This window comes from Acidovorax sp. NN32 (assembly GCF_057597245.1).
In genome coordinates, this window is the sequence record NZ_CP199679.1 from 3362497 (window position 1) to 3375225 (window position 12729).

Below are 12729 nucleotides of genomic sequence, written 5' to 3' on the forward strand. Positions count from 1 at the left end.
CTTTGGCAGGCAGCGCCAATGTGGCCGCTGGAGGCTGCGGTGCGACAGCACGAACCCCGTGGCTTTCACCGCAGATGCAGATGGTTGGTGTGCTTGACCTCTTCCATCACCGCATAGGTGCGCGTCTCGCGCACGCCGGGCAGTTGCCACAGCACATTGCCCGCAAACACACGGTAGGCATTCATGTCGGCTGAGCGGGTTTTGAGCAGGTAGTCGAACCCGCCCGCCACCATGTGGCATTCCATGATTTCGGGGTGCACCTGCACGGCGGCCTTGAACTGGTCGAACACATTGGGCGTGGTGCGGTCCAGCAGCACCTCCACAAACACCAGCATGCCCGCGCCCAGCTTCAGGGGGTTCAGGCGCGCCTCGTAGCCCAGGATGAAGCCATCGCGCGTGAGGCGCTGCACCCGCGCCAGCACGGCCGTGGGCGACAGGGCCACCGCCTCGGCCAGCTTGAGGTTGGCAATGCGGCCGTCTTCCTGCAGGATTGACAGGATCTTGCGGTCAATCCGGTCGAGATCGGGTTCTTCTTGCATCTTGATTAGCGATTAATTCGGTGTAGAAGCCAATTTTCGACCATTTATTCACCACCAACCCAAGGATCATCGCCAATAACGCGCCAAACCCTCGTTTGGCCCTCCAAATCACCGAAAGACACCGCCATGACGCAGCCCAACGCCCAGACCTCCGGTCCGTTTGCAGACTTCGCGCCCCGCACGCCGCTCTCCAACCCGCTGAGGGCCGCCATCACCGCCGCCACCCGCCGCCCCGAGCCCGAGGCCCTGGCCCCGCTGCTGGCCCAGGCCCGACTTCCTGCCGATCAAGCGGCGTCCGCCGAGCAACTGGCCCTGCGCATTGCCAAGGCGCTGCGCGAACGCAAGGCCAGCGCCGGGCGCGCGGGCATCGTGCAAGGGCTGTTGCAGGAGTTTTCGCTGTCGTCGCAAGAAGGCGTGGCGCTGATGTGCCTGGCCGAGGCGCTGCTGCGCATCCCCGACAAGGCCACACGCGACGCGCTCATCCGCGACAAGATCAGCCACGGCCAGTGGGATGCCCACCTGGGCAAGAGCCCTTCGTTGTTCGTCAACGCCGCCACCTGGGGCCTGCTCATCACCGGCAAGCTGGTGGCCACGCACAGCGAAGGCAGCTTGGGCAACTCGCTCAGCCGCCTGATCGGCAAGGGCGGCGAGCCGCTGATCCGCAAGGGCGTGGACATGGCCATGCGCATGATGGGCGAGCAGTTTGTCACCGGCGAGACCATTGACGAGGCCCTGCGCAACGCCCGCACCATGGAAGCCGAGGGCTTTCGCTATTCGTACGACATGCTGGGCGAAGCCGCGCTGACCAGCGAAGACGCCCAGCGCTACTACCAGTCCTACGAGCAGGCCATCCACGCGATTGGCAAGGCGTCTGCCGGCCGCGGCATCTATGAAGGCCCCGGCATCTCCATCAAGCTCTCAGCCCTGCACCCGCGCTACAGCCGCGCACAGTTTGGCCGTGTGATGGACGAGCTGTACCCGCTGGTGCTGCGCCTCACGGCCCTGGCCAAGCAGTACGACATTGGCCTGAACATCGACGCCGAAGAAACCGACCGGCTGGAGCTGTCGCTGGACCTGCTGGAGCGCCTGTGCCACGAGCCCACGCTGGCGGGCTGGAACGGCATCGGCTTTGTCATCCAGGCCTACCAAAAGCGCTGCCCCTTCGTCATCGACTTTGTGGTGGATTTGGCGCGCCGCACCCAGCGTCGCCTGATGGTGCGCTTGGTGAAGGGCGCTTACTGGGATAGCGAAATCAAGCGCGCCCAGGTCGATGGCCTGGAGGACTACCCCGTCTACACCCGCAAGGTGCACACCGACATTTCGTACATCGCCTGCGCCAAGAAGCTGCTGGGCGCGCCGGAAGCCGTGTACCCCCAGTTCGCCACCCACAACGCCGAGACGGTGGCCACCATCTACCAACTGGCGGGCAGCAACTACTACGCGGGGCAGTACGAGTTCCAGTGCCTGCACGGCATGGGCGAGCCGCTCTATGAGCAGGTGGTGGGCGCCATCACTGCGGGCAAGCTCGGCCGCCCGTGCCGCATCTACGCCCCCGTGGGCACGCACGAAACACTGTTGGCCTACTTGGTACGCCGCCTGCTCGAAAACGGCGCTAACACCTCCTTCGTGAACCGCATTGCCGACGAAACCATTGCGCTGGATGAGCTGGTAAAGAGCCCCGTGTTGGTGGTGGACCAGCAAGCCGCAGCAGAAGGTGCCGCCGGCCGGCCCCACCCCCGCATTGCCACACCCCAAGGCCTGTATGGTGCGCACCGCGCCAACTCGCGCGGGCTGGACCTGTCGAACGAGAACACGTTGACCGAGCTGGCCGCGACGCTGCAAGCCACGGCTGGGCACGCCTGGACAGCGGCGCCGCTGCTGGGCGCGGATGCCCCCGCAGGCCCCACCCAGCCCGTGCGCAACCCTGCCGACCACAACGATGTGGTGGGCCTGGTGCAAGAGGCCACCACCGCCGATGTGGACCATGCCCTGGCCCACGCCCAGGCCGCCGCAGCCCCCTGGGCTGCCACACCGCCCGCTGAGCGCGCCGCCGCCCTGTTGCGCGCGGCCGACCTGCTGGAAGCGCGCATGCAGCCGCTGCTAGGCCTGTTGATGCGCGAAGCCGGCAAAAGCGCCAGCAACGCCGTGGCCGAAGTGCGCGAAGCGGTGGACTTCTTGCGCTACTACGCGGCCCAGGTGCAAAGCACCTTTGACAACGCCACCCACATCCCGCTCGGTCCCGTGGCCTGCATCAGCCCCTGGAACTTCCCGCTCGCCATCTTCATGGGCCAGGTCGCCGCCGCGCTGGCCGCTGGCAACCCCGTGCTGGCCAAGCCTGCCGAACAAACCCCGCTGATCGCCGCCGAGGCCGTACGCCTGCTGTGGCAAGCTGGTGTGCCCCGCGCCGCCGTGCAGTTGCTGCCCGGCCAGGGCGAAACCGTGGGTGCGCGCCTCATTGGCGACGCCCGCGTGATGGGCGTGATGTTCACCGGCTCCACCGAGGTCGCCCGCATCCTGCAGCGCACAGTGGCCGGGCGCCTGGATGCCGCAGGCCGCCCTATTCCGCTGATCGCAGAAACCGGTGGCCAGAACGCGATGATCGTGGACTCGTCCGCGCTGGTGGAACAGGTGGTGGGCGATGCCGTGTCGTCGGCCTTTGACAGCGCAGGCCAGCGCTGCTCCGCCCTGCGCGTGTTGTGCGTTCAGGAAGAAGCCACCGACCGCGTGGTGGAGATGCTGCAGGGCGCCATGGGCGAACTGCGCGTGGGCAACCCCGGAGCGCTGCGTGTGGACGTGGGCCCCGTCATCGATGCCGAAGCACAAGCGGGCATCGTCCGTCACATTGAGAACTTCAAGGCCAAGGGCCATCGGGTGTTCCAGCACCCGAACCATGTGTCGGCCGCCAGCGTACAAGGCACCTTCGTTCCCCCCACATTGATCGAACTGAACCACATCGGCGAGCTGCAACGCGAAGTCTTCGGCCCTGTGCTGCACCTGGTGCGCTACGCCCGCAACGACCTGGACCAGTTGCTCGACCAGATCAACGCCACCGGCTACGGCCTGACCCAGGGCGTGCACACCCGCATCGACGAAACCATTGCCCGCGTGGTGAACCGTGCCCATGCTGGCAACGTGTACGTCAACCGCAACATGGTGGGCGCCGTGGTGGGCGTGCAGCCCTTTGGCGGCGAAGGCCTGTCGGGCACGGGGCCCAAGGCAGGTGGGCCGCTGTACCTGCTGCGCCTGCTGTCGCAGCGCCCGGCCGACGCTCTGGCACGCACCTTTGCCGACGCTGACCGCGCCACGCCACCCGAGGACGCCGTGCGCGAACGCCTGCTGGCGCCCCTGGCCACGTTGCAGCAATGGGCCCAGCAACAAGGCAATGCAGCCCTGGCCAGCACCTGCCAACAGTTTGCCCAGCACACCCAAAGCGGCACCGCCCGCACCCTGCCCGGCCCCACGGGCGAGCGCAACGTCTACACCCTGGCCCCCCGTGCCAGCGTGCTGTGCCTCGCGCAAAGTGTGAATGACCTGCTGGTGCAGACTGCGGCCGTGCTCGCCACCGGTGGCACGGCCCTGTGGCCCAACGCCCAGGGCCACTTGCGCACGCCATTGCCCACGCTGGTGCAGGCGCAAATCCTGCTGCAGGACAACACGCTGAACGACGGCACGCTGGAGCTGGATGCCGTGCTGCACCACGGCGACGCCCCCTCGCTGCAGGCCGTGTGCACCGCCCTCGCCCGCCGCGCGGGGCCTATCGTGGGTGTGACGGCACTGCAGCCCGGTGCCACGGACATCCCGCTGGAGCGCCTGCTGATCGAGCGCGCGCTGAGCGTGAACACCGCCGCAGCTGGCGGCAACGCGAGCCTGATGACCATTGGATGAGGGCCCAGCATCGGGCCATCATCCAACCTGGAGAAATTTGAATAAAATTGGCTGCTAGCGCTTATTCATCAAGCGCTAGAAGCTATTAATTTAATAGCACTCAAGATGCCGATGCCAGCGGCAGATTGAGCAACAGGTTCTGCGGCTTGATGCGCACCACGCCCTCGGCGTTGGTCGCCAGCCCCAGGTACACCGGCTTGCCCGCCACATCGGCACGCATCTCAGCCGGGTTGGCAAAGGTCAGCGTGAACAGGCTCACCAGCCGCGCCATGCGCTCGGCATCCACCGGCCGATCCTGGTACAGGTCGTTAAGGATGGCGGTGGACTCCACATCCAGCCCCACATGCCAGCGCCACGCGCTGTCGGTGACCTGGTGCACAGGCTCGATCTGCACTTGCACGCCCAGCAAGTGGGCGACCCAGCGCTCCAGCACCCGCGCCAGCGCCTTCAGGCCAGAACGGGCGCGGGTCATCTTGAAGGTCAGGCCATGGCTCAGGTCCTGCGTCAGCTCATGGGTCAGGTCGAGCAGAAAGTGGTGGCGGTCGCTCTCCTGCCAATATTGCGCCGCATTGTCGGCCGACAGCACCTTGACCTGCGCCGTGGGCTGCAGTGCACCGCTTTGCAGCAGCAAGCGGCCCACCTCGCCCAGGCCCGCAGTTTCGTTGAGCATGTCGAGCGTCGCCCGGTCGCCTGCCAGCATTTGCCCGTCTTGCAAGGTGATGCGCTGCGAGCGAAACAGCATCTCGGCGGCGCGGACTTCGAAGGCGTCGTTGCAGTTGTCCAGCACGTTGCGCAGCAGGGCCTGCACCACGGCGTCGATGAACACGGCGGGCACGTTCACCACCCCACTGCGCATGAGCTGCAAGTAGTACGCCTCCAGCGTGCCGGCGGCCAGCAGGCCATCGCGAAAACGCAGGAACACGGTGTAGTTTTCGCGGGCGTCGTCGTCCTGCACCGCTGCCAGTTCGGCCGACAAAACCACCCGTGCAGGCGATAACGCCAGAGATTCGTGCAGGGCGATCTCGGCGGCGCAGGACTCTGGCACCAGCGCCAGTTCAGGCCGGGCAAGCAGCCACTGCAGGTATTCATCGGAAGGCACCAGCCAGCCGCGCGCATCCCGGGCCAGCGCCTGAAAGCCACATCCGGGCCAGAAATCAGCAGCTGGCGTCATGCGAAGGACCTCTGCCCCAGGAAGAAGAACGTTGTGGCGGCGCGGTGGGAAGCGTCAAGGGTCGGACCATGGAAGACGGGAGGTGAATGCTGGGGTGAATGTGGGTGGGCAACAAGTGGCTTCACGGGAAGTTGCGACGCGGCGTTGACACAGTCCGTGAGTGTAGTTGTCGCACTCCTCACGCCTTACGCTGTGTGCGAACGCCTCTCGCTACCCATACCGCCCCATGGGCGCAAAGGGGGCCCCCTCCTCTCGAAAAGCACCGTTTTTCCGCTGCTTACCCCGGGATTGGCCTGATCGAATTCAGGGACTATCAAGGCAACGTCCACAGAACCCCCATCGGCCCGGTGATCCACCCGATGCCACACCATGGACTGCCAGATCACCCGAGGAGTCGCAACATGCTCGATATTTCACAAGCCACCAACATGCTGACGTCCCTGGGCGTCTCCAGTTCCATGGCGGCCAAGGCGGCAGAGCGCACGGCCCAGAACCACGCGGGCGCGGACCCTGTCACCTTTCTCAAAGAATTGCAGACCACGCTGGAACAACTGTCTGCCGAGGCTGCACAGGGAAAAGCGACTGGCACCAGCACCGCAGGGGCCACCACGGTGGCCGCACAAACCAAACCCTACCAATCCACCGCCGCCCTCTACAGCACCAAAGATGCGGTGGACACCGGGACCACCGAGGCCGCAGTCAAGGCGCCCTTCAGCAACCTGGAAGAATTCCGCGCCTGGGAGCGTGGCCTGGGCGATACGTTTGCCGAAGACTACGAAGTGCCGGACTATGTGCGGATGACAGCGATGTCTTTGAGCGGAGGCGACCAGGAGGTGGTTGGCCGCTACATGTTCTTCAAGAACCACCCCGAGTTTGCGGCGGACTACGAAGCCATTCGCAGCGGCAAACTGTCGCAATTCCCAACGGATGGCTCGACGCTCGTCAAAAGCGACCTGACCGCAATGCCGTCGGAGACCGCCTCGTTCTACAAGAAGAACCCCGACATGCTGCTGGCGGCCGAAGGCTTCAACATGGACCCGACACTCGCCAAGATGCGCACGGACGGGACAGTCGCAACGCCCGAGGGCGTGAATCCCTCTGAATGGCTGATGAGCAATAAATGGACGGCTGATGGGGTAGTCCCCCAAGACAACCGCTTGGTTCTGGCCCAAGCGCCCTACATCGGTCTGGACGGCAAAGGTGCCGACACCTACCGTCTGACCACTTACGACTCGGCCACAAACAGCATCATCAACTTCGACGGAACCGCCTACGATCCGGTCACAGGTGAAGCCAGGGCCTGACCGCAGCCTGGCCTGGGGTTTGCCGTCTTCCCAGGGCGGGGAAGACGTGGTCCGCCATGATCTTCCTAAATGAGCCGTTTCAACCAGGGGGTACGGTGGAACACCAGCGCCACCACCAGCGCGCCACCAAACACCACAGCAGCCACAAGCGGCACCGTGAGCAGCGGCGCGTGGTCCTCAGGCTTGAAACCGTATTCCCTGAACGATTCCAGCAAAATCGGATGCACCAGATAGACGCCCAGCGTTAACGGAGCAACCCTCTGAACGCTCTGCGCCCATCCCCCCGCCAACGTGCATTGTTTGAGCATCAGCATCAAGCTGATCGACATGGGGATGACGGAAAAGCTCAGGTAGCCATAGAAATACAGTCCCCTGTCCAGCCCCTGCGCGCGGCCCAGCCAGTAGCAGCCCACGGCGGTGACCGCCACAGCCAACCCAAAGACCGCCATCAACACAGCCAGGGGGATTTTCCTGTCACTGGTCTGGATCAGGTAGCCACAGAGGAAATACGGCAGATACGGCAGAAACCAGTTGATGAAAAGGCCCGCCCCATCGCCAGAAAAGACGCGGGAAAACTCGTTCACGCCAGACAGCACAAACATCAAGGCCACAAGCCACCACAGATCGCGCCGGCTTGTGTTGCGCACCAGCGTCCTCAGGAAGGGAACGAACAGGTACAGGCACAGGATCATGTACAGGAACCACAGGTGGTAGTGAGGCCACCCTCTGGCAACGCTGTGCAAGACATCCATCGCGCGCAGCTCGGCCAGGGCACCCCGGTGGTTCCAAAGAATGTAGACAGCACTCCAGAAGGCAATTGGCAGCAGGACCCGTGCCGCCCGCTTGCGGTAGAACTCGGCCACGCCCTCGGTCTTGCGCGGGTCGAGCAACAACGCGCCGCTCACCATCACGAACACCGGCACGCACCAGCGCACGAGGGCGTCGTACAGATTGCCGTACCACCAACCAGGGGAACCCAACGCCGCCAGAGTGACCACGCTGCCGACCACGTGCAGGACCACCACGGCCATGATGGAGACGACCCTCGCTGCATCAAGCCATATCATTGTTTCTAGGTCTTTGGCGTGACAGTGCTTGTTTATTCCCACTCGATCGTCGCTGGCGGCTTGCTGCTCACGTCGTACGTTACGCGGTTGATGCCGCGGACTTCGTTAATGATGCGGCCCGACACCTTCTTGAGCAGGGCGTAGGGCAGCTCAGCCCAGTCGGCGGTCATGAAGTCACTGGTCTGCACGGCGCGCAGCGCCACCACGTAGTCATACGTGCGGCCATCACCCATCACGCCCACGCTCTTGACGGGCAGGAAGACGGTGAAGGCCTGGCTGGTGAGGTCATACCAGGTCTTGCCAGTGGCTTCGTCGACATGGTTGCGCAGCTCTTCGATGAAGATCGCGTCGGCACGGCGCAGCAGGTCGGCGTATTCCTTCTTCACTTCGCCCAGGATGCGCACGCCCAGGCCGGGGCCGGGGAAGGGGTGGCGGTAGACCATTTCGGGCGGTAGGCCCAGGGCCACGCCGAGTTCGCGCACTTCGTCCTTGAACAAATCGCGCAGGGGCTCCAGCAGCTTCAGACCCAACTGCTCGGGCAGGCCGCCCACGTTGTGGTGGCTCTTGATAGTGACGGCCTTCTTGCTCTTGGCCCCGCCGCTCTCGATCACATCGGGGTAAATCGTGCCCTGCGCCAGGAAGGTGGCACCCTTGTGGCCCCCGTCGCCCGCCTTCAGTTTCGCGGCTTCCGCCTTGAACACGTCCACGAACAGGCCGCCGATGATCTTGCGCTTGGCTTCGGGGTCACTCACGCCCGCCAACTTGCCCAGGAAGAGGTCGCTCGCATCCACGCGGATCACTTTGGCGTGCAGCTTGCCGACGAACATGTCCATGACCATGTCGCCTTCGTTCAGGCGCAACAGGCCGTGATCGACGAAGACGCAGGTCAGCTGGTCGCCAATCGCGCGGTGGATGAGCGCGGCGGCCACGGACGAATCCACACCGCCCGAGAGACCCAGGATCACTTCTTCATCACCCACCTGCTGGCGAATCTGCTCCACAGCTTCGGCGATGTGGTCACGCATCACCCAGTCGGGACGGGTGCCGCAAATGCCGAGCACGAAACGGTCCAGCAACGCCCTGCCCTGCACGGTGTGCGTGACTTCGGGGTGGAACTGCACGGCGTAGAAGCGACGGCTTTCGTCGGCCATGCCGGCGATGGGGCAGCTGTCGGTGCTGGCCATGAGCTTGAAGCCCGGGGGCAGCTCGGTGACCTTGTCGCCGTGGCTCATCCACACGTTGAGCATGCCGTGGCCTTCAGCCGTGGTGAAGTCGGCGATGTCCTTGAGCAGTGCGGTGTGGCCGCGCGCGCGCACGGCAGCAAAGCCGAACTCGCGCTTGTGGCCCATTTCGACCTTGCCGCCCAGCTGCTGCGCCATGGTCTGCATGCCGTAGCAGATGCCCAAGACGGGCAAACCCAGATCGAACACCGCTTGCGGCGCGCGGTCGGTGGTGTCTTCGGTCACGCTGGCGTGGCTGCCCGACAGGATGATGCCCTTGAGCGAACCGTCCTTGGCATAGTCGCGCACCCATTCGTCAGTCACATCGCAAGGGTGCACTTCGCAGTACACATTGGCCTCGCGCACGCGGCGGGCGATGAGCTGGGTGACTTGCGAGCCGAAATCGAGGATGAGGATTTTCTGGTGTTGCATGGTGGTGGTCCGTCAGAGGCGGGAGAGGTCGAGAAGTGGGACACCGCTGCGCCGTGCGGCAGCGGCCTGTTGGGGATCAAAGGTGGCCAGGGGCAAGCGCAGCGAGCGGGCGAGCCACAGATAGGCCGCATCAAAGGTGGGCAGGCCGGTCTCCAGTGCCACGTCGAGCACGGCCTTGTGCTGGGCAGGGGCCAATTCATGGAGCTCCACCCGGTGGCGGATGGCTTCGAGTACGCCCCATAGGCCTTCGACAGATGTGGCGGGGATGCGCCCGCTGTTCACGCCACTGGCCAGGATGTTGTGGCACTCCCAGTGCCAGAGGTTGGGCGCCTGGGGCTCCACCTGATCGCGGCGGATAAGGGTGTAAAGACGGCGGGTATGTTCGCTAGCACTGTCAGGCAGCAGCCAGGCGGCGGTGACCGAGGCATCCAGCACGAAGGCGGTCATGCGTTACTCCGACCTGTGCGACGCAGGCTATCCACCGTCGATGAACCTGCGGGTTGAATGCTGGCATGAAGCGCATCCATCTGGCCCAGCTCGCGCGCAATCTGCTCGTCAGAAATCACTGGGCGCCGACGCACGGGAAGCATGCGCACCACCTCTTTGCCATGGCGCGTAATGCGCACTTCCTCGCCCTGCTCGACCAGTTCGATCAAGGCAGAGAACCTGCTTTTCGCTTCGTAGATGCCAACGGACTGCATAAATAAAAAGTCTGGCCTGAATGGTGAATTCAGACCAGACTATATCAGTCTGACCAGATTTTTTCAATCAGGCCAGACTCGGTATCTCCCGAGGTAGATCAGACCCATGCCCTGCTAACGCCCGCGATCCAGGCTAGGGCAGCCGTGCAAGGGCCACCTAGCTGCGCAGCGGCGCTTCGCTTGCGTGCACTGGCTGCGCCTCCCTTCCCGAATGGCGCAGCCATTCGAGAGAAGGGGGAAGGCGCGAAGCGACTCAGGGGGTTGTCCCTTAATCAGCGCGGTAGTTCGGCGCTTCCTTGGTGATCTGCACATCGTGCACATGGCTTTCGCGGATACCAGCCGTGGTGATCTCGACGAACTCCGCTTTGTTGTTCATCTCTTCGATCGTGGCGCAACCGCAGTAGCCCATGGAGGCACGCACGCCGCCCGCCATCTGGTAGACGATGGAAACCATGGAGCCCTTGTAGGGCACGCGGCCTTCGATGCCTTCGGGCACGAGCTTGTCGGCGTTGGGGTTGCCGGTGCTCGACTCCTGGAAGTAGCGGTCGGCACTGCCCTGCTGCATGGCGCCAATGCTGCCCATGCCACGGTAGCTCTTGTAGCTACGGCCCTGGAACAGGATGACTTCTCCGGGCGCTTCTTCGGTGCCTGCAAACATGCCGCCCATCATCACCGTGCCGGCGCCAGCGGCCAGGGCCTTGGCGATGTCGCCGCTGTAGCGGATACCGCCGTCGGCAATCAGTGGCACGCCTGTGCCCTTCAGGGCCGTGGCGACGTTGTCGATGGCCATGATCTGGGGCACGCCCACACCGGCCACGATGCGGGTGGTGCAGATGGAGCCAGGGCCGATACCGACCTTGACGGCATCCGCGCCCGCCTCGACCAGCGCCAGGGCCGCCGCGCCGGTGGCGATGTTGCCGCCGATCACGTCGATCTGCGGGTAGTTCTGCTTGACCCAGCGCACGCGGTCGATCACGCCCTTGCTGTGGCCGTGGGCCGTGTCCACCACGATCGCGTCCACACCGGCTTTGACCAGGGCTTCGACGCGTTCTTCGGTGCCCTCGCCCACACCTACCGCTGCGCCTACGCGCAAGCGGCCTGCGGCATCGCGGGCCGCATTGGGGAAGCTGGTTTGTTTGGTGATGTCCTTCACCGTGATCAGGCCCTTGAGCTCAAAGGCGTCGTTCACGACCAGGATGCGTTCGAGCTTGTGCTTGTTGAGCAGCGCCTTGGCTTCGGCCGGCGTGGTGCCCTCTTTTTCATTGACCGTGATGAGCTTCTCGCGCGGGGTCATGATCTGGTGGACCTTGACGTCGTAACGGGTCTCAAAGCGCAGGTCGCGGCCGGTGACGATACCCACCACCTTGCCGCCGTCGCACACGGGAAAGCCCGAAATGCCGAGCTGTTCGGACAACTGCAGCACCTGCAGCACCGTGTGCTCGGGCGTGATGACCACGGGATCACGCAACACGCCGGACTCGTAGCGCTTGACCTTGGCCACATGAGCAGCCTGCTCCTGCGCCGTGAGGTTCTTGTGCACGATGCCGATGCCGCCCTCCTGGGCAATGGCAATGGCCAGACGCGCCTCGGTCACGGTGTCCATGGCGGCGGACACGAGCGGCAGGTTCAGTTGGATATTGCGGGAGAGTTTCGTCGCGAGGGACGTGTCCTTGGGCAGGACCTGGGAGTACGCTGGCACCAGCAACACATCGTCGAAGGTGAGCGCTTTTCCAAGAAGGCGCATGAGAAAGCTCCAAAAGACGGATTGTACCCGCGCCGCGTGTGGTGAAAACGCGCCCGCCCGTCTTCAACGCACTGGCGGGGGGTGAGTCACATGGATAAACTTGTCCGCATGAAAATGCACAAGCTTCTCCTGCTGGCCGTGGCCTGCACCTGGGCCATGGGCGCGGCGGCGCAATGGCAGTGGATCGACAAGGACGGCCGCAAGGTCTTCAGCGACCGCCCTCCACCCCAAGATACCCCGGAAAAGAACATCCTGAAGCAGCCCGGTGGCGGGGTTCCGCGTTCAGCACCCGCTCCAGTGGCAGCCGCACCAGCGGAAGGAACCCCTGTGGCAGCAACCACCGCTGCCGCCTCGGCCACCAAGCCTGCCGCCAGCGCGCCGGGTACCGGCAAGGACAAAGCCCTGGAAGAGAAAAAAGCCCAGGCAGAAGCGGCCGAAGCGGCCAAGAAAAAAGCAGACGAAGAAAAGCTGGCCAAGGCCAAGGCAGACAACTGCACGCGCGCGCGCCAGGCCAAGGCAGCGTTTGATTCGGGCAGACCCATCACCCAGTCCAACGCCCAGGGCGAGCGCATCTTCCTCGACGAAGCTGGCCGGGCGGCAGAATCCAAACGCCTCGACGGCATCATTGCCACCGACTGCAAGCGCTAAACCGAGCCACCCAAGGCG

At 64.4% G+C, this 12729-nt stretch carries 10 protein-coding genes; 3 read left to right on the forward strand and 7 right to left on the reverse strand.

Annotated features, from left to right (window positions below; all coding sequences use genetic code 11):
- Nucleotides 1-65: 65 nt before the first annotated feature.
- Nucleotides 66-539 carry an Lrp/AsnC ligand binding domain-containing protein gene (locus ACT89O_RS15585; protein WP_010458081.1) on the reverse strand — a complete coding sequence of 158 codons (474 nt, stop codon included), beginning with the start codon at nt 537-539 and terminating at the stop codon, nt 66-68.
- 126 nt (nt 540-665) lie between these two features.
- Between ACT89O_RS15585 and putA the strand changes: the two genes are divergently transcribed.
- Nucleotides 666-4424 carry a trifunctional transcriptional regulator/proline dehydrogenase/L-glutamate gamma-semialdehyde dehydrogenase gene (gene putA / locus ACT89O_RS15590; protein ID WP_487260522.1) on the forward strand — a complete coding sequence of 1253 codons (3759 nt, stop codon included), beginning with the start codon at nt 666-668 and terminating at the stop codon, nt 4422-4424.
- A 100-nt stretch (nt 4425-4524) separates the two neighbouring features.
- Here the strand turns inward: putA and ACT89O_RS15595 are convergent, their stop codons facing one another.
- Nucleotides 4525-5595, reverse strand: coding sequence for a DUF6352 family protein (locus tag ACT89O_RS15595; RefSeq protein WP_487260523.1), 1071 nt, complete (start codon nt 5593-5595; stop codon nt 4525-4527).
- A gap of 401 nt (nt 5596-5996) precedes the next feature.
- On the opposite strand from ACT89O_RS15595, the gene ACT89O_RS15600 reads away from it, so the two are divergent.
- The gene (locus ACT89O_RS15600; protein ID WP_218300113.1) at nt 5997-6899 is read left to right on the forward strand and encodes a hypothetical protein; all 903 of its coding nucleotides are present in this window, start codon (nt 5997-5999) and stop codon (nt 6897-6899) included.
- Nucleotides 6900-6964: 65 nt separating this feature from the next.
- On the opposite strand, the gene ACT89O_RS15605 is transcribed toward ACT89O_RS15600, so the two are convergent.
- From ACT89O_RS15605 to guaB, 5 genes are all read right to left on the reverse strand, one after another.
- Entirely contained in the window at nt 6965-7966 is a 1002-nt protein-coding gene (locus ACT89O_RS15605; protein WP_487262865.1) for an acyltransferase, read from the reverse strand.
- A gap of 32 nt (nt 7967-7998) precedes the next feature.
- Entirely contained in the window at nt 7999-9618 is a 1620-nt protein-coding gene (gene guaA / locus ACT89O_RS15610) for a glutamine-hydrolyzing GMP synthase (RefSeq protein WP_487260524.1), read from the reverse strand.
- A gap of 12 nt (nt 9619-9630) precedes the next feature.
- Nucleotides 9631-10065, reverse strand: coding sequence for a type II toxin-antitoxin system VapC family toxin (locus ACT89O_RS15615; protein WP_487260525.1), 435 nt, complete (start codon nt 10063-10065; stop codon nt 9631-9633).
- Nucleotides 10062-10319: a type II toxin-antitoxin system Phd/YefM family antitoxin gene (locus ACT89O_RS15620; RefSeq protein WP_142145376.1), complete on the reverse strand. Its 258-nt coding sequence runs from the start codon at nt 10317-10319 to the stop codon at nt 10062-10064. The genes ACT89O_RS15615 and ACT89O_RS15620 overlap by 4 nt, the downstream gene beginning before the upstream one ends.
- Before the next feature lie 268 nt (nt 10320-10587).
- Complete coding sequence (gene guaB / locus ACT89O_RS15625) at nt 10588-12063, reverse strand: IMP dehydrogenase (protein ID WP_055398151.1); 1476 nt, start codon at nt 12061-12063, stop codon at nt 10588-10590.
- Nucleotides 12064-12171: 108 nt separating this feature from the next.
- On the opposite strand from guaB, the gene ACT89O_RS15630 reads away from it, so the two are divergent.
- A complete protein-coding gene (locus tag ACT89O_RS15630) occupies nt 12172-12711 on the forward strand; it encodes a DUF4124 domain-containing protein (protein ID WP_487262866.1) in 540 nt (179 codons plus the stop codon).
- The last annotated feature ends 18 nt before the right edge of the window (nt 12712-12729 follow it).

Excerpts from the sequence above, each read along its gene's own strand:
- ACT89O_RS15605 (WP_487262865.1), bottom strand. The coding sequence starts at position 7,966 with ATGATATGGCTTGATGCAGCGAGGGTCGTCTCCATCATGGCCGTGGTG.
- guaB (WP_055398151.1), bottom strand. The coding sequence starts at position 12,063 with ATGCGCCTTCTTGGAAAAGCGCTCACCTTCGACGATGTGTTGCTGGTG.
- ACT89O_RS15630 (WP_487262866.1), top strand. The coding sequence starts at position 12,172 with ATGAAAATGCACAAGCTTCTCCTGCTGGCCGTGGCCTGCACCTGGGCC.
- ACT89O_RS15595 (WP_487260523.1), bottom strand. The coding sequence starts at position 5,595 with ATGACGCCAGCTGCTGATTTCTGGCCCGGATGTGGCTTTCAGGCGCTG.
- ACT89O_RS15620 (WP_142145376.1), bottom strand. The coding sequence starts at position 10,319 with ATGCAGTCCGTTGGCATCTACGAAGCGAAAAGCAGGTTCTCTGCCTTG.
- guaA (WP_487260524.1), bottom strand. The coding sequence starts at position 9,618 with ATGCAACACCAGAAAATCCTCATCCTCGATTTCGGCTCGCAAGTCACC.
- ACT89O_RS15600 (WP_218300113.1), top strand. The coding sequence starts at position 5,997 with ATGCTCGATATTTCACAAGCCACCAACATGCTGACGTCCCTGGGCGTC.
- ACT89O_RS15615 (WP_487260525.1), bottom strand. The coding sequence starts at position 10,065 with ATGACCGCCTTCGTGCTGGATGCCTCGGTCACCGCCGCCTGGCTGCTG.
- ACT89O_RS15585 (WP_010458081.1), bottom strand. The coding sequence starts at position 539 with ATGCAAGAAGAACCCGATCTCGACCGGATTGACCGCAAGATCCTGTCA.
- putA (WP_487260522.1), top strand. The coding sequence starts at position 666 with ATGACGCAGCCCAACGCCCAGACCTCCGGTCCGTTTGCAGACTTCGCG.